At 67.0% G+C, this 16,513-nt stretch carries 17 protein-coding genes; 7 read left to right on the top strand and 10 right to left on the bottom strand.

Going from position 1 to position 16,513, the window contains the following annotated elements; genetic code table 11:
• Positions 1–1,452, top strand: coding sequence for a CoA transferase (locus AAHB16_RS27880; protein WP_342052526.1), 1,452 nt, complete (start codon positions 1–3; stop codon positions 1,450–1,452).
• A gap of 7 nt (positions 1,453–1,459) precedes the next feature.
• On the opposite strand, the gene purB is transcribed toward AAHB16_RS27880, so the two are convergent.
• Entirely contained in the window at positions 1,460–2,836 is a 1,377-nt protein-coding gene (gene purB / locus AAHB16_RS27875) for an adenylosuccinate lyase (protein ID WP_150370741.1), read from the bottom strand.
• A gap of 305 nt (positions 2,837–3,141) precedes the next feature.
• Between purB and AAHB16_RS27870 the strand changes: the two genes are divergently transcribed.
• The gene (locus AAHB16_RS27870; protein ID WP_342052525.1) at positions 3,142–3,756 is read left to right on the top strand and encodes a glutathione S-transferase family protein; all 615 of its coding nucleotides are present in this window, start codon (positions 3,142–3,144) and stop codon (positions 3,754–3,756) included.
• 117 nt (positions 3,757–3,873) lie between these two features.
• On the opposite strand, the gene mnmA is transcribed toward AAHB16_RS27870, so the two are convergent.
• The 5 genes from mnmA to AAHB16_RS27845 form a co-directional block, all read right to left on the bottom strand.
• Positions 3,874–4,953 (bottom strand): tRNA 2-thiouridine(34) synthase MnmA, encoded by a 1,080-nt coding sequence (mnmA, locus tag AAHB16_RS27865; protein WP_150370739.1) that lies wholly within the window; start codon positions 4,951–4,953, stop codon positions 3,874–3,876.
• Entirely contained in the window at positions 4,950–5,441 is a 492-nt protein-coding gene (locus tag AAHB16_RS27860; RefSeq protein WP_191002168.1) for an NUDIX hydrolase, read from the bottom strand. The genes mnmA and AAHB16_RS27860 overlap by 4 nt, the downstream gene beginning before the upstream one ends.
• Before the next feature lie 113 nt (positions 5,442–5,554).
• Positions 5,555–6,469, bottom strand: a complete 915-nt coding sequence (locus tag AAHB16_RS27855) for a 4-hydroxy-tetrahydrodipicolinate synthase family protein (RefSeq protein WP_342052524.1) — start codon at positions 6,467–6,469, stop codon at positions 5,555–5,557.
• Positions 6,456–6,815 (bottom strand): hypothetical protein, encoded by a 360-nt coding sequence (locus AAHB16_RS27850; protein ID WP_150370736.1) that lies wholly within the window; start codon positions 6,813–6,815, stop codon positions 6,456–6,458. Before AAHB16_RS27850 ends, AAHB16_RS27855 begins: the two co-directional genes overlap by 14 nt.
• A gap of 124 nt (positions 6,816–6,939) precedes the next feature.
• Positions 6,940–7,782: a TorF family putative porin gene (locus AAHB16_RS27845; RefSeq protein WP_342052523.1), complete on the bottom strand. Its 843-nt coding sequence runs from the start codon at positions 7,780–7,782 to the stop codon at positions 6,940–6,942.
• Positions 7,783–8,054: 272 nt separating this feature from the next.
• Here AAHB16_RS27845 and AAHB16_RS27840 point away from each other — a divergent pair, with 272 nt between their 5' ends.
• The 5 genes from AAHB16_RS27840 (at position 8,055) to AAHB16_RS27820 (ending at position 12,820) form a co-directional block, all read left to right on the top strand.
• Positions 8,055–9,176 carry a Re/Si-specific NAD(P)(+) transhydrogenase subunit alpha gene (locus tag AAHB16_RS27840; RefSeq protein WP_150370734.1) on the top strand — a complete coding sequence of 374 codons (1,122 nt, stop codon included), beginning with the start codon at positions 8,055–8,057 and terminating at the stop codon, positions 9,174–9,176.
• A gap of 89 nt (positions 9,177–9,265) precedes the next feature.
• Positions 9,266–9,628, top strand: coding sequence for an aspartate 1-decarboxylase (panD, locus tag AAHB16_RS27835; protein WP_150370733.1), 363 nt, complete (start codon positions 9,266–9,268; stop codon positions 9,626–9,628).
• 133 nt (positions 9,629–9,761) lie between these two features.
• Positions 9,762–10,088, top strand: coding sequence for an NAD(P) transhydrogenase subunit alpha (locus AAHB16_RS27830; protein WP_150370732.1), 327 nt, complete (start codon positions 9,762–9,764; stop codon positions 10,086–10,088).
• A complete protein-coding gene (locus AAHB16_RS27825) occupies positions 10,085–11,557 on the top strand; it encodes an NAD(P)(+) transhydrogenase (Re/Si-specific) subunit beta (protein ID WP_342052522.1) in 1,473 nt (490 codons plus the stop codon). Before AAHB16_RS27830 ends, AAHB16_RS27825 begins: the two co-directional genes overlap by 4 nt.
• A gap of 219 nt (positions 11,558–11,776) precedes the next feature.
• A complete protein-coding gene (locus AAHB16_RS27820) occupies positions 11,777–12,820 on the top strand; it encodes a response regulator (RefSeq protein ID WP_150370730.1) in 1,044 nt (347 codons plus the stop codon).
• A gap of 19 nt (positions 12,821–12,839) precedes the next feature.
• On the opposite strand, the gene AAHB16_RS27815 is transcribed toward AAHB16_RS27820, so the two are convergent.
• The 4 genes from AAHB16_RS27815 to AAHB16_RS27800 are packed head-to-tail and all read right to left on the bottom strand — an operon-like array spanning position 12,840 to position 16,488.
• The gene (locus AAHB16_RS27815) at positions 12,840–14,138 is read right to left on the bottom strand and encodes a THUMP domain-containing class I SAM-dependent RNA methyltransferase (protein WP_150370729.1); all 1,299 of its coding nucleotides are present in this window, start codon (positions 14,136–14,138) and stop codon (positions 12,840–12,842) included.
• 24 nt (positions 14,139–14,162) lie between these two features.
• The gene (locus tag AAHB16_RS27810; RefSeq protein WP_150373683.1) at positions 14,163–14,768 is read right to left on the bottom strand and encodes a 2-hydroxychromene-2-carboxylate isomerase; all 606 of its coding nucleotides are present in this window, start codon (positions 14,766–14,768) and stop codon (positions 14,163–14,165) included.
• Positions 14,769–14,780: 12 nt separating this feature from the next.
• Positions 14,781–15,203, bottom strand: coding sequence for a CopD family protein (locus AAHB16_RS27805; protein ID WP_150370728.1), 423 nt, complete (start codon positions 15,201–15,203; stop codon positions 14,781–14,783).
• A 4-nt stretch (positions 15,204–15,207) separates the two neighbouring features.
• Entirely contained in the window at positions 15,208–16,488 is a 1,281-nt protein-coding gene (locus AAHB16_RS27800) for a glutamate-5-semialdehyde dehydrogenase (RefSeq protein WP_342052521.1), read from the bottom strand.
• Positions 16,489–16,513: the final 25 nt, after the last annotated feature.

Genomic DNA, 16,513 nt, shown 5'->3' with positions numbered 1-16,513 from the left:
ATGGCCACGATACCGGCGTTCGCGGAACTCATGACCCTGCGCGGCGATGCGCCGCCGCGCGCGGGGGAAGTCACGATCCACGGGCGCGATCCGTTCCATCCCACGCCATTCCGCGTCGGCGAAACAACGGCCGCGGTGCTGGCCGCCGTGGGCGTGGCGGCCAACGATATCTGGGCCGCCCGCACGGGCCGCCGCCAGTCGGTGACGCTCGACGTGCGCCATGCGGCGGCGACCGTGCGCACCGTCGACTACACGCAGGCGCCCGATGCCGGCGGCGTGTTCGCGCATGTGCCGATCCCGCAGGCCATGGCGCATATGCTCGAGGTCACGCAGCCGTGGCGCACGCGCGACGGGCGCTGGTTCCTGCCGCATCTGAACCTGCCCCACCTTTCGCAACGCGTGCTCGACGTGCTCCGCTGCGACAGCACGCCCGAGGCCGTGCGCGCGGCAGTGGCGCAATGGGACGCCGATGCGCTCGAAGACGCGATTGCCGCGGCGCGCGCGTGCGGCGGCACCATCCGCACGCGCGACGAATGGCTGGCCCATCCGCAGGGGCAATATCTGGCGGGCCGCCCCGTGGTCGAAGTGGACCGCGTGGATGCGGGGGTCGCCGCGCCGGCGCCCGCGTGGACGCCCTCGCCCAGGCAGCCGCTGGCCGGTATCCGCGTGCTCGACCTCACGCGCATCCTCGCCGGGCCGATCGCGGGGCGCACGCTCGCCGAACTCGGTGCCGACGTGCTGATGGTGACCGCGAAGCATTTGCCGCAGACCCCCGAGCACGTGCGCGACACGAGCCACGGCAAGCGCAGCTGCTTCCTCGACCTGCGCCGCGATGGCGACGCGCAACGCCTGCGCACGCTCGTCGCGGAGGCCGATGTGCTCGTCGATGGCTACCGGCCGGGCGCCCTCGCCGCGCTGGGCTTCGACGACGCCACGCTGCGCGCGCTGCAACCGTCGCTCGTGCACGTGTCGGTCAGCTGCTACGGCTCGGGCGGGCCCTGGGCGGACCGTGCGGGGTGGGAGCAGGTGGCGCAGGCCGTGACGGGCGTCTGCGAGGCGCAGGGGCGGGCGATCGAAGCAGGCCAGCCGAAGCTCGTCTTCGCGCCGGTATGCGACTACACCACCGGCTATCTGGCCGCGTACGGCACGCTGCTGGCGCTCGCGCGACGCGCGCGCGACGGCGGCGGCTATCGCGTGCAAACGGCGCTGGCCGGTGCGGCGATGCTCGTACAGCGTCAGGGCATGGCGGAGGGATTTGCGGAACTGCCGGGACGCCTCGACGACGAGGCATTGCGCGCATGGCACGTGGAGGAGACGGGCCCGAACGGGACGCTTCGCACGCTGGGACCGGCGCTGGGCCTCTCCGAGACCCCGCCGGTCTGGCGCCGCCCAACGCCGGTGCTGGGCGGCGACGACGCGGCATGGCTGCCGCGCGAAGGGAATCTGCCTTAGCGGCGGATCAGATCTTGTTGGCCAGTTCGACCGCCTTGCCGATATAGCTGCCCGGCGTCATCTCCAGCAGCAGCTTCTTGGCATCGTCGGGAATCGCAAGGCCGGATACGAACGTCTGCAGCGCTTCGCGCGAGATGCCCTTGCCGCGCGTCAGCTCCTTGAGCTGTTCGTAGGGGTTGGGCACGCCGAAACGGCGCATCACGGTCTGCACGGGCTCGGCCAGCACTTCCCAGCAGTTGTCGAGATCTTCGTTCAGGCGCTCGGGATTGGTCTCGAGCTTGCCCAGGCCGCGCAGGCAGGCCTCGTAGGCCAGCAGGCTGTAGCCGAACGCCACGCCGATATTGCGCAGCACGGTCGAATCGGTCAGGTCACGCTGCCAGCGCGAAACGGGCAGCTTCTCCGAGAGGTGGCGCAGCACCGCGTTGGCCAGGCCCAGGTTGCCTTCCGAGTTCTCGAAGTCGATCGGGTTGACCTTGTGCGGCATCGTCGACGAACCGATTTCACCGGCCTTGGTCTTCTGCTTGAAGTAGCCCTGCGAGATATAGCCCCACACGTCGCGGTCGAGGTCGAGCAGGATCGTGTTGGCGCGCGCCACGGCGTCGAACAGCTCGGCCATGTAGTCGTGCGGCTCGATCTGGATCGTGTACGGGTTGAACGTCAGGCCGAGGCGCTGCTCGATCACCGACTTCGAGAACGACTCCCAGTCGAACGACGGATACGCCGACAGGTGCGCATTGTAGTTGCCCACGGCGCCGTTCATCTTGCCCAGCAGTTCCACGCGCTCGATACGCACGATCGCGCGCTCCAGACGCGCCGCCACGTTGGCCATTTCCTTGCCGAGCGTGGTCGGGCTCGCGGGCTGGCCGTGCGTGCGCGACAGCATCGGCTGCGCGGCGTTGAGCTTAGCCAGTTCCACGAGGCGCGCATGCACGCGGCGCAGCGCGGGCACCACCACGCCTTCGCGGGCGCCCTTCAGCATCATGCCGTGCGAAGTGTTGTTAATGTCTTCCGACGTGCAGGCGAAGTGGATGAACTCGCTGGCGGCCTCGAGTTCGGCATTGCCCTTGACCTGCTCCTTGAGCCAGTACTCCACGGCCTTGACGTCGTGGTTGGTCACGGCCTCGATGTCCTTGATGCGCGCGGCGTCGGCTTCGGTGAAGTTTTCCACGAGCGCGAGCAGCTTCGCTTCCGACTCGGCCGAGAACTTCGGCACGTCGGGCAGGCCGGCCTGCGACAGGGCGATCAGCCAGTGCACCTCGACCTTGACGCGATTGCGCATGAAGGCCGCCTCGGACAACCATTCGCGCAGCGCGTCGGCCTTGGCGGCGTAGCGACCATCGATCGGGGACAGGGCGGTGAGGGGCGAAAGGGGCGTCGTGGACATGCTGGCAACCGGGGAGAAATAGGGGGAAATGCGCGAGGAAGCGACCGATGCGTCGCACAAGGCGGGGCCGGCGGCATCACGGAAGGCGGGATTTTACCACCGCGCCCCGTCCTGTGCGATGGCCGCACAACAGTCGTGCAGACATCCGTGCGCAAGGCCGCAATGGTGCGTCATTCCGGGGCGTGCGCGGGTATACTCCCGCACGCCGCTCCGGTAGCCTGTTATGAAGTGCATTGGGCAGGAAGACTGCCATCTGCCTGCCACGGAGCGCCGATGCACTTCATAACAAGCTCAAGGGGAGAAGAATGAAGCTGTATGCATCCCGGACCAGTCCCTACGCGCGCAAGGTGCGCGTGGTGCTGGCGGAGAAGAAGATCGACTACCAGATGATCGAGGAGGACGTCTGGTCGCCGCAAACCACCATCGGCCAGTTCAATCCGCTCGGCAAGGTGCCGTGCCTGATCATGGAAGACGGCGGCGCGGTATTCGATTCGCGCGTGATCGTCGAGTACGCGGACACGCTGTCGCCGGTCAGCCGCCTGATTCCGCAGGGCAGCCGCGAGCGGCTCGAGGTCCGCTGCTGGGAAGCGCTGGCCGATGGCCTGCTCGACGCCGCGCTGCTCGTGCGCGTGGAAACCACGCAACGCAGCGAAAGCCAGCGCAGCGAAACGTGGGTGGCGCGCCAGCGCGGCAAGATCGACGCGGCGCTCGTCGCCATGGCCAGCGGCCTCGGCGACCGGCCGTGGTGCACGGGCATCCACTACTCGCTCGCCGACGTGGCCGTGGGCTGCGCGCTCGCCTATCTGGATTTCCGGTTCCCGGAGATTCCCTGGCGCGAACGCCATCCGACGCTCGCCGCGTTCCAGGAGAAGATCGAGAAACGGCAGTCGTTCCTCGATACGCTGCCACCGACCCCCTGACGCTTCACGGCCGTATCAGGGCGAAGCGTAGCGGTTCTGGCTAGGCGCGCGGCCGCAGACAGTACAAGTGGTACGGCAAGGCCGCGCAACGACGCCAGAATCGTCCTGATACGGCCGTCACTGGATGATGCCGCCACCCAGGCAGACCTCGCCGTCATACAACACGGCGGACTGCCCGGGCGTCACCGCCCACTGCGCCTCGGCGAACGCCAGCTGCAACGCGTCGCCACTTGCCGTGGCCACCGTGCACGGCGCATCGCTCTGCCGATAGCGCGTCTTCGCGGCAATCTCCAGCCCCGCCTCCGGCGCCTCGCCCGCGACCCACGACAGGTCCGCCGCATCGAGCTTCGCGCTCAGCAGCCACGGATGATCGTGCCCCTGCACCACATACAGCGTGTTGTTCGCCATGTCCTTGCGTGCGACATACCATGCATCGCCGCTGCCATCGCGGCTGCCGCCCAGGCCGATGCCCTTGCGCTGTCCCAGCGTGTAGAACGCCAGCCCGATATGCTCGCCCACCACCCTGCCGTCGTCGGTCTTCATCGGACCCGGCTTCGTCGGCAGATAGCGGTTCAGAAAATCGCGGAACGGCCGCTCGCCGATAAAGCAGATGCCGGTCGAGTCCTTCTTCTTCGCGTTGGGCAGCCCGATATCCGCGGCGATCTCGCGCACGCGCGTCTTCGGGATCTCGCCGAGCGGAAACAGCGTGCGCGACAGCTGCGCCTGATTCAGCCGGTGCAGGAAGTAGCTCTGATCCTTGGTATGGTCGAACGCCTTCAGCAGCTCGAAACGGCCGCTGTCGGCCTGCCGCACGCGCGCATAGTGGCCGGTGGCGATGAGGTCCGCGCCCAGCGACATCGCATGGTCGAGAAACGCCTTGAACTTGATTTCGGCGTTGCACAGCACGTCGGGGTTCGGCGTGCGGCCGGCGGAATACTCGCGCAGGAAATCCGCGAACACGCGGTCCTTGTATTCGGCCGCGAAGTTCACCGCTTCCACATCCACGCCGATCACGTCCGCGACGGACGCCACGTCGAGCCAGTCCTGCCGTGTGGAGCAGTACTCGCTGTCGTCGTCGTCCTCCCAGTTCTTCATGAACAGGCCGATGACCTCGTAACCCTGCTGCTTGAGCAGCCATGCGGTGACCGACGAATCGACGCCGCCGGACATGCCCACCACCACACGGCGTCCGCTCATGGCGCCACCTCGGTGGCCACCGCGGTCGGGTGGGTATAGAGCACGTCGAGCGCGAACCGCTTGCCGGCGACGTAGTCCTCGACGCATGCCAGCAGCAGCGGCGTGCGATGCCGGTCGCGGCAGGCGCGCAATTCCTCGATGCTCATCCACACCGTGCGCACGATGCCGGTATCGAGCTGACGTCCCGAGTCGAGCGAGCCGAGGTCCCCCGTGAACGCGAAACGGATATAGGTGGTATCGCCCTGGTCGCGCGACGACAGGCCGCGGCTCATATAGCAGCCGACGAGCGCGCGCGGCTCGAACGTATGCGCGGTCTCCTCGAGCGTCTCGCGGATGACGGCATTGATCAGGCTCTCGCCCGCTTCGAGATGGCCGGCGGGCTGATTGAGCCGCAGGCCCGCGGGCGTTTCCTCTTCGACCAGCAGGAAGCGGCCGCCGCGCTCGATGACCGCGGCAACCGTGACACTGGCGTTCCAGTCACGTGACATGATGCACAATTTTTAAGCAATCCGGCATTTTACCGGCTGCCGGACGATCGTGCACCGGTCCCGCTCACGCTGTTCCCGCCCCTGCTCCCGCCCCTGCCCAGCCAGCCGGTCGGTCAGGCCGCACGGGCGTGCAGCGACATCCGTGGCGGCAACTGGGCCAGCGCGGCCTCGATGCGTGCAACCAGCACCGTATCGACGGGGGTCAGCGGCAGCCGTACTTCATCGCGCGCAAGGCCGCAGAGCGCCAGCGCGGCCTTGACCGGCGCGGGATTGGGCGCGGCGAACAACAGCGTGATCATCGGCAGCAGGCGCTCGAACAGCGCACGCGCGCCGGCCGCGTCGCCGGCACGCGCCAGCCGCAGCAGCTGCACGAACAGGTCCGGCCGCACATGCGCGGCGGCGGGCACCGCGCCGGCGCCGCCGGCCAGCAGGTGGTCGAGCATCGCGGCATCCTCGCCGCAGTAGACGTCGAGCCCCGCGTGGCGGTGCGACGGCGCCGCCAGCGCCCCCATGTTGGCCGGATCGCACTCCTTGATCGCGCGCACCTGTCCATGCGCGGCCAGCCGCAACGCCAGCGAGGCGGAAATCGACGTGCCCGTGCGCTTGGGCACGTTGTAGAGCATCAGCGCGCGCGGCGTCTGGCTGGCCACGCGGCGCACGTGCCAGGCGATGCCTTCGTCCGAGACGCGCAGGTAATAGGGGGGCGGCACGAGGTAGCCCGCGAGGTCGAACCGTTCGAGCCGGCGCACCTGTTCGCAGACCGCGCGCGTATCCACGGCGCCCACGCCCGCCATCACGGGCACGGCACCCCGCACGGCCTCGCAGACGGCTTCGGTCAGGGACAGCCGTTCGGCGTCGGAGAGCAACCCGCCCTCCCCCGTCGTGCCCAGCACGATCAGGCCATCGACACCTTCCGCCGCGTACCATGCGGCCAGCCGCTGCGTGCAGTCGAGGTCGGGCTCGCCACCGCGCATCGGCGTGATCATCGGCAGCCAGAGGCCGCCGCGCGGGCCATCAGTGTGCGGCATGATCGCTCCCGACGTGATCGCATCCCAGCACGGACGTCACGCCAAACTCGGCGGCCGGCAGCGCGGCCATGATCGCGTGCATCGCCGCATCGCGGCCGCCGCGTTCCACTTCCACATGCAGCGTGGTCTCTTCGTGGCGATGATCGACCTCCACGACGTAGACGCGCGCCAGTTCGCCGATCGCGCGATGCAGGATCTGCCGCAGCGCGAACACCTGCGCGGAAGCCACCGCAAGCCGGATGCGGATCCTTTGACCATCGCCTTCGGTGCGCGTGGCGCGCGGGGCCGGTGCCGGACGGCGTCGCGGCACGGAAGCGAAGGCGATGGCAAGGCTGGTCTGTCGCATGGACGTTGACCCGCGCAGCGGCGAGTCGTCTGTTGAACATGCTTCCATGCTAGGGACGGGCATCTCAATTTGATGCAGCAATGCGCCGGGGCGGCATCAAAAACGCGTCAAGACGCATGGCGTATCAGAACGTCTTGGTGATCGACGCGAACGCCGTGGCGCGGCCCATGTAGCGGCCATGCGAGTTCGTGTAGACGCCGCGCGCCGCGTTGGTGTCCAGATACGCCACCGCGACCGACAGGCCCTTGCCGAAGTCCTTGGTCACGCCGACCTTCCAGTCCGTGTACGAGGCATCGACCACGTTGCGCACCTTCTGATAGCCGACATGCGCGTTGAACGTGAGGTCCCACACGTTGAGCGGCACGTTGGCCGACAGGTCGAGGTAGTAGCTGTTCTTGCTGTCCGCGAAGCCGAACAGGTTGGTCAGCGCGTGCGAGTACTTCAGCGTCACCGGGCCATAGCCGACGCTCGCGTACACCTCGGTGGTGTACGGACGCGTAAAGCCCGACGGGTAGTCGCCCGGGTAGTAATACTCGAGCACGCCGACGTCGTAGGCGATGTCGGCCCCGGCCACGTCGAGGGTGTTGCGGAAGCCGCCGTAGAAATCCATCTCGATCGGCGCGGACACCTCGGCGTTGCTGTCCGAGAGCCAGCTGATGTTCGAGTTCCAGTTGCCGAGGTAGAGGCCGCTGGCATGCGCATAGTCGAAGCCGCCCTGAATCGCGGGACGGCGGTTGGTCTGCATGAGGCCGCGATAGCGGTATTCGCTGGCCAGCGTCACGTTCGCGGTGAACGTGTGCGGCGAGACGTCCGCCGGCTTATCGGAGGGCGTATCGGAGGAGGGCATATCGGAGGACACGCCCGCGGCGGGTGCCTCCTGCGCCAAGGCGGACGAGAGCGGCACCGCGAGCGAGGCGGTCAGGACGATGGTGGCGGGGACGGCGGTAAACAGACGCGAGGCGATCATGAGGATGGGAGACGAGTTGAACGATGCGTCCGCCCGGCAGAGGTGCCTTGGGCGGCGTGAGCGGCACGATACGGAGCCGCGCATCAATTCGGTGTCAAAAGACGTCCTCGCCCGGGATATGCCGCATCAATTCGGCGGTTTGATGCGTACTGAAAATGGGTGGTGTCGATCCGACAAAAATCCGACGAGTCAGCCACCATCCCCACCCATATTCGGGTAAGCTGCGCAAAAACTGCGGTATCGGATTGATATCTCATAAGGAGAAATTAACGATGCACATCGGTATCCCGCTGGAGACGCGGGCAGGCGAAACTCGCGTCGCTGCCACCCCGGAGACCGTCAAGAAGTACGTCGCGCAGGGGCACCAGGTCACGGTGCAATCCGGCGCGGGCGTCAGGGCGAGCCAGCCCGACGGCGCATACGAGGCCGTGGGCGCCCGCATCGGCTCCGCCGCCGAGGCGTATGGCGCGGAGATCGTGCTCAAGGTCCGCGCGCCCGACGATGCCGAGCGCGCGCAGATGAAGCCCGGCACCGTGCTTATCGGCATGCTCAATCCGTTCGATACCGAGAACAACGCGCGCATGACCGCGGCTTCGATCACGGCGTTCGCGCTCGAAGCCGCACCCCGCACCACGCGCGCGCAGAGCATGGACGTGCTGTCGTCGCAGGCCAATATCGCCGGCTACAAGGCCGTGCTGATCGCCGCCCATCATTACCAGCGCTTCATGCCCATGCTGATGACCGCGGCCGGTACCGTGAAGGCGGCCCGCGTGCTGATCCTCGGCGCCGGCGTCGCGGGCCTGCAGGCGATCGCCACGGCCAAGCGGCTCGGCGCGGTGATCGAAGCCTCGGACGTGCGTCCCGCCGTGAAGGAGCAGATCGAATCGCTGGGCGCCAAGTTCCTCGACGTGCCGTTCCTGACCGACGAGGAGCGCGAGATCGCGCAGGGTGTGGGCGGCTACGCGCGCCCGATGCCCGCCGACTGGATGCGCCGCCAGGCCGAGCTCGTGCACGAGCGCGCGCGCCAGGCCGACATCGTGATCACCACCGCGCTGATTCCGGGCCGCAAGGCACCGGTGCTGCTGAAGGAAGAAACCGTCCAGCAGATGAAGCCCGGCTCGGTCGTGGTCGACCTCGCCGCCGCGCAGGGCGGCAACTGCCCGCTGACGGTGGCCGACGAGGTCGTGGAGCGCCACGGCGTCACCCTGATCGGTCATACCAACCTGGCCAGCATGGTCGCCGCCGACGCGTCCGCGCTCTACGCGCGCAACGTGCTCGACTTTCTCAAGCTCGTCATCGACAAGGATGGCCGCTACGTGCTGAACCTCGAAGACGACATCGTCGCGGCCTGCCTGATGTGCCGCGACGGCCAGCTCGTCCGACAGGCCGCCTGACCCGCATCAACCGCATCGCCCGCTTTACCCACCGACGGCGCCGGCATGGACCGGCGCCGCATGTCTCACTCCTGAAGGACGTATCACCCATGCAACGCATCATGCTCCGCGCCAAGCTCCACCGTGTCACCGTGACACAGGCGGACCTCAACTACGAGGGCTCGTGCGGTATCGACGAAGATCTGCTCGAAGCCGCCGACATGAAGGAATTCGAGAAGATCGAGCTGTACAACGTGAACAACGGCGAACGCTTTTCCACGTACATCATCAAGGGCGCGCGCGGTACCGGCGAGATCTCGCTGAACGGGGCTGCGGCCCGCCGCGCGCACCTTGGCGACCACCTGATCATCTGCACCTACGCGCCGATGACCGACGAGGAAATCCGCTCGTACAAACCGAAGGTCATCCTCGTGAACGACAGGAACGGCATCAAGGAAATCAAGCAGACCTGATCCGCCGGTCCGTGCCGGGCGTCCCGAGCCAGGGACGCCCCGCCCGCGTAGTTCGCAACATGTCGTTCGCAACAACAGAAGTCGACCCGGTTTTCCGCATTCTCAAGAATCAAGCAAACGGAGGGAGAAGTCGATGGAGATGGTGAACCATACGGTGATCAACCTGATCATCTTCGTGCTGGCGATCTACGTGGGCTACCACGTGGTGTGGACCGTCACGCCCGCGCTGCATACCCCGCTGATGGCCGTGACCAATGCGATCTCGGCGATCATCATCGTCGGCGCGATGCTCGCCGCCGGCCTGACCGAAGGCGGTGTGGGCCGCGTGATGGGGACGCTCGCGGTGGCACTCGCGGCCGTCAACGTGTTCGGCGGCTTCCTCGTGACCCAGCGCATGCTGGAGATGTTCAAGAAGAAGGAACCGAAGGCAAAGGCCGAAGCTGGCAAGGAGGGTGCGTGATGGAACTCATCAGCATGAACCTCGTCACGCTGCTGTACCTCGTCGCGTCGGTCTGCTTCATTCAGGCGCTCAAGGGCCTGTCGTCGCCGGGCACCGCGCGGCGCGGCAACGCGTTCGGCATGGCCGGCATGACCATCGCCGCGGTGACCACGCTGGTCCTGATCGTCAAGCTCAAGCATGAATTCCTGGCCGCGGGCGCCGCGCAGCAATCGATCGGCACCGGCATCGGCCTGATCCTCGCGGCGCTCGTCGTCGGCGGCGGCATCGGCGCCTATGTGGCGCGCAAGGTCGAGATGACCAAGATGCCCGAGCTCGTGGCGGCCATGCACTCGCTGATCGGCCTGGCCGCGGTGTTCATCGCGGTGGCCGCCGTGGCGGAACCCGCCGCGTTCGGCATCACGGCACCGGGCTCGCACCTGATTCCCACGGGCAACCGCGTCGAACTGTTCATCGGCTGCTTCGTCGGCGCGATCACGTTCTCCGGTTCCGTCATCGCGTTCGGCAAGCTCGCGGGCCGCTACAAGTTCCGCCTGTTCCAGGGCGCGCCGGTGGTCTTTCCGGGACAGCACTGGCTGAACCTGCTGCTCGCCATCGCGATGATCGGCTTCGGCGTGATCTTCTTCCTGTCGCAGGACTGGCTGCCGTTCCTGATCATGCTCGCGATCGCGTTCGTGCTCGGCGTGCTCATCATCATCCCGATCGGCGGCGCGGACATGCCCGTGGTCGTGTCGATGCTGAACTCGTACTCGGGCTGGGCGGCGGCGGGTATCGGCTTCTCGCTGAACAACCCGATGCTGATCATCGCGGGCTCGCTGGTCGGCTCTTCCGGTGCGATCCTCTCGTACATCATGTGCAAGGCGATGAACCGGTCGTTCTTCAACGTGATTCTCGGCGGCTTCGGCGGCGAGGCGGGCGGTGCGAGCGCCGGCAAGCAGGAGCAGCGCCCGGTCAAGTCGGGCTCGGCCGACGATGCGTCGTTCCTGATGAGCAATGCCGAGACCGTGATCATCGTGCCGGGCTACGGCCTGGCCGTCGCCCGCGCGCAGCACGCGCTCAAGGAACTGACCGCCAAGCTCACCGAGCACGGCGTCACCGTGAAGTATGCGATCCACCCCGTGGCGGGCCGCATGCCGGGCCATATGAACGTGCTGCTGGCCGAGGCCGAGGTCCCGTACGACCAGGTGTTCGAGATGGAGGACATCAACGGCGAGTTCGGGCAGGCCGACGTGGTGCTGGTGCTCGGCGCCAACGACGTGGTCAACCCCGCCGCCAAGACCGACCCGAAATCGCCGATCGCGGGCATGCCGATTCTCGAGGCCTACAAGGCCAAGACCATCATCGTGAACAAGCGCTCGATGGCGGCCGGTTACGCCGGCCTCGACAACGAGCTGTTCTACATGGACAAGACGATGATGGTGTTCGGCGACGCCAAGAAGGTGGTCGAGGACATGGTCAAGGCCGTCGAATGACCCTGCGGATTTCCGTGCGTTCCGGCGCTTCAGAATAAAGTGCCGTGAAGACCTGAAATCAACGTTATCGAACTCATGCGGCCGGCTGACAACGCCGGTCGCTTGCTTTCATGTGTGCGGGTTGCACGGACTTGCTGGCGCGCTATACTGGCCTTCGCTCCAGCCCTTCCGCCGTCAGCCACGGCCGTTTGCCGAAACGCTTGCCGAACCTATCGCACCATGACTTTCAACCCGCACGACAGAAACCTGTCGGTCTTCCATCACCCAGTCCTGACCGTGCTCGTAGACGACAGCAAGTCGTTTATCGACAGTCTGGCCTTCCAGATGGATGCATCGCGTGCGGTGGTCAGCTTTACCGATCCGCGCGAGGCGCTGGCCTGGATCCGCGAGTCGTACGACACGCGCTACCCGGGCTTCCTGCCCGTGCGCGTCACGCACGACGACCTGACGTTCCTTAGCGAGCGTCGCACCGTGCAGCTAGACGTCGATCGGATCCATCGGCAGATCCACGACGTCCACCGCTTTCTGCAGCCCGGCGTGATCGTCGTCGATTACTCCATGCCGCAGATGGACGGACTCGAGTTCTGCCAGGCCTTGTCGGATTTGCCGTGCAAGACCATCCTGCTGACGGGCACGGCCGACGAAAGCATCGCGATCCAGGGGTTCAACAACGGGCTGATCGACCGCTACGTCAAGAAGCACGACCCGAACATGGTCGCGCGGCTCGATCAGGAAATCGAAGCGCTGCAGCAGCAGTACTTCGCCACGCTGTCGCGCACGCTGCGCGACCTGCTCACACGCCATTCGTACTCGTTCCTGTCCGATCCGGTCATGGCCGAGCGCGTGCGGCAGACCGTGGCCCGCTACAACTTCGTCGAGTACTACCTGTATCCGAATCCGGTGGGCATCCTGCTGCTGACCGCGCAGGGCCATGCCACGCTGATGGTCATCGAGACGCGTGCGGGCCTGATGAACCAGGTCGAATCCGCGGAAGCGTATGAAGCGCCGGCCGCGCTGATCGAGGGCCTGCGCGAAGGCCGCATCGTGCCGTTCTTCTGGCCCGGCAACGGCATGTACACGCCCGCCTGTGTGGACTGGGAGCAGTACTGCCTGCCCGCCGAACGCTGCGAGGGCCGGGAGGAATATTTCTACGCGCTGTTCGACCTGCCGCGCCATCTGCTCCAGGAGCCCGTGGTCAGCCTGCAGAGCTTCCTCGCCGAATTCGCGCGCAACCCGGAAGCGCTGACGCACCGCAAGGCCTGACGGCCCGCGGTGTCCGCGCTCAGCCCTGCGCCGGCTTGTCCTCGGTGGCGGCGCGATTGCCGCCCCGCACCATATCGAACCGGAACAGCCGGCATTCGATATTGCCGTTGAACAGCGGCGTGCGGCGCGATTCCTTCAGCCGCATGCGCTTGGGCATCGTCATATCGCCCGTGAACACCCACGCCTGCCATCCCGCGAACGACTGCTTCAGCGTCGTGGCGAAAGCACTCGCGAACTGGTTCGCGGCGGCCTCTTCGGCCTCGTCGCGCGGCGGCTCGTCAATGGGCTGGCGCCGCTCGCCGCGCACCGCGATCCGCTCGCCGTAAGGCGGGTTCATCAGCAGCATCCCCGGCTCCGCGAAAGGCGGCTGCACGAAGCGTGCGTCCACTTGCTTCAGTTGCGCCTCGCCGGGCAGCCCCGCGCGCTCCCAGTTGGCCTGCGCCATGCCGAGCATGCCCGTGGAGATGTCCGAGCCCACCACGCGCAGCGTGGCCGGATCCATGCGCTGTGCCGCTTCCCGCGCGTGCTGGGCATCGGCGCGCAGCGCCTGCCACGCGCGCGTGTCCGCGCCCTTGAGCCATTCGAATGCGAATGTCCGGCCCGCGCCCGGCGCCACGCCGAGCGCCACCTGCGCGGCCTCGACGAGGAACGTGCCGCTGCCGCACATCGGATCGTAGAACGGGCGCGCGGTCTGTCCCGGCACCCAGCCGGCAAGCCGCAGGATACCGGCGGCGAGGTTCTCCTTGAGCGGCGCCTCGCCCTTCTCCATGCGCCAGCCGCGCTTGAACAGCGGCTCGCCCGTGGTATCGAGGTAGATCGTGCAGTCGAACTCGGTCAGATGCGCGTAGACGCGCACGTCGGGGCTCGCGGTATCGACGCTCGGCCGCGCACCCAGCCGGTCCCGCATGCCGTCGCAGATACCGTCCTTGACCCGCAGGCCGACGAAATTCAGGCTTTGCAGCGGCGACTTGTGCGCGGTGATATCGACGCGCAGCGTCTCGTCGGGCGAGAACCAGTTCTCCCACCGCTGCGCGCGCGCCAGCGCGTACACGTCGTCCTCGTGGCGATAGCGCTTCTGCGCCACGCGCAGCAGCACCCGGCTGGCAATGCGCGAATGGAGGTTCACCGCATAGGCCGCGGCCAGAGGCCCCGAGAACGGCACGCCGCCGGGCATTTCCTTGTGCACCGCGAACGGCGCCGTGGCGGCCACGGCCGGCAGCTGCGCGATCTCGCGCAACTCCTCGGCGAGCGCGGCTTCCAGACCGCGCGGGCAGGGAGCGAAGAAGCTTTCGGTCTGCGACCGTTCGTTCAGGGACATGTGCGACTCAAAACAAAAACGACCTCAACCGGCGGCCAGCGCGCGGTCGAGAAATTCAAGGCGGTCCTGGCCCCAGTAGGGCTGACCGTCCAGCACGAACCAGGGGGCGCCAAACGCGCCCGCCGAGATCGCGTCCTGGGTATTCTGCGCGTAAGCGGCCTGCACGGCCTGCGCCTCGCTGGCCTTGAGCAGGTTTGCGCCATCGAACTCGTTCTCGTCGGCGATCTGCGTCAGCGTGGCCGGATCGGCGATATTGCGCTGCTCGGCCCATACCGCGCGGCAGTAGGCGCCGGCGAGCGCAAGCGCGCGCGTGGTGCCGTGGGCCAGCTGCGCCGCGATGATGATCTTCGCGGCCGGATCGCCGGACACCGGGAAAAACGTCGGATGCAGATTGACGGGCATGCCGAGGAATTCGGCCCAGCGCTCGAGCTCGACGAGGCGATACGCCTGGCGCTGCGGAGGCCGCTGGGCGAGCGGCAGGCCGCCCGACACCGAGAACAGCTTGCCGAGATCGAACGGCTTGAGCACGACCTGCGCCTTGTGGCGCGCGGCAATTTCGGCGAAGCGCGCATGCCCCAGATAGACGAACGGGGACTGCGGTGCCATGAAATACTCGACCTGCTTGCTCATCATGTCCTCAGTTCAGAACGGCTTGACCACGACCAGAATCACGATCGCCAGCAGCACGAGTACCGGCAATTCGTTGAACCAGCGATAAAACTTGTGGGACCGCGTGTTGCGGCCCGCTTCGAACTTGCGCAGCAGCACGCCGCAGCCATGGTGGTAGCCGATCAGCACCAGCACCAGCGCCAGCTTCGCGTGCATCCACCCCTGGCCTGCCCCGCGCCCGATGCCGTAGCCGAGGAACAGCCACAGCCCGAACACCACGGCCGGCACCGCCAGTATCGTCATGAAGCGGAACAGCTTGCGCGCCATCAGCAGCAGCCGCTGCGTGGCCGCCGCATCGGTCTCCATCGCCAGATTGACGAAGATCCGCGGCAGGTAGAACAGCCCCGCGAACCAGGAGATGACGAACAGAATATGGAACGACTTGATCCAGAGCATGCGGTCAGCTCCGGATTTCGCCGTGGCCGAACACCACGTACTTGAGCGACGTCAGTCCCTCCAGACCCACCGGGCCGCGCGCATGCAGCTTGTCGTTCGAGATACCGATCTCGGCGCCCAGGCCGTATTCGAAGCCGTCGGCAAAGCGCGTCGAGGCGTTGATCATCACGCTCGCCGAATCCACCTCGCGGAGGAAGCGCATGCCGGTGCTGTAATTCTCGGTGACGATCGAGTCCGTGTGCGCGGAGCCGTACGTATTGATATGGGCGATGGCCGCGTCGAGGCCGTCCACGGTGCGAATCGCGAGCACGGGCGCCAGATACTCGAGGCGCCAGTCTTCCTCGGTCGCATCGACGAGGCCCGTGAAACCCGCCGCCTCGAGCGTGGCGCGCGTGTCCGCGCAGACGCGCAACTCCACGCCCTTGTCCTGATAGATCCGGCACAGCGGCGGCAGCACGGTCGCGGCGATACCGCGCGCGACCAGCAGCGTTTCCATCGTGTTGCACGGCGCGTAGCGCTGGGTCTTGGCGTTGTCGCACACGCGCACGGCCTTCTCCACATCGGCGTCGTCATCGACGTAGACGTGGCAGATGCCGTCCAGATGCTTGATCATCGGCACGCGCGCTTCTTCCATGAGCCGCGCGATCAGGCTCTTGCCGCCGCGCGGGACGATCACGTCCACGTACCCGGTCATCGTGATGAGCCGGCCAACGGCCGCACGGTCGGTGGTCTCGATCACCTGCACCGCTTCGGCGGGCAGCCCCGCGGCCGACAGGCCTTCGGCGACCAGCGCGGCCAGCGCGGTGTTCGATTCAATGGCTTCCGAACCGCCGCGCAGGATCGTCGCATTGCCGGACTTCAGGCATAGCGCCGCCGCGTCGATGGTCACGTTGGGCCGCGATTCGTAGATGATGCCGATCACGCCGAGCGGCACGCGCATCTGGCCGACCTGGATACCGGTCGGGCGGAATTTCATGTTCGAGATCTCGCCGATCGGGTCGGGCAGCGCGGCAATCTGCTCGAGGCCCGCCGCCATGGTGGCAATGGCCTTGTCCGACAGCGTGAGCCGATCGACGAACGCGGCATCCTGCCCGTTGGCGCGCGCACGCTCGACGTCGCGCGCGTTGACCGCCTTGAGCTTGTCGGCGTCGCGCCGGATCGCCGCCGCGATGGTCAGCAGCGCGCGGTTCTTGTCGGCGGTGGAGGCACGCGCCATCGCGCGCGATGCGGCGCGGGCCTGCTGGCCCACGCGGTCCATGTATTGGTTGAGATCGAACTCGGTCATGATCGTGGCCGGGTCCTGTCCCGGC

Source organism: Cupriavidus sp. OTU4054 (assembly GCF_038440175.1).
Classification (GTDB): Bacteria; Pseudomonadota; Gammaproteobacteria; order Burkholderiales; family Burkholderiaceae; genus Cupriavidus; species Cupriavidus pauculus_D.
Note: the sequence above shows the minus strand (reverse complement) of the source record. Positions and strands in the feature narration are given on the sequence as shown.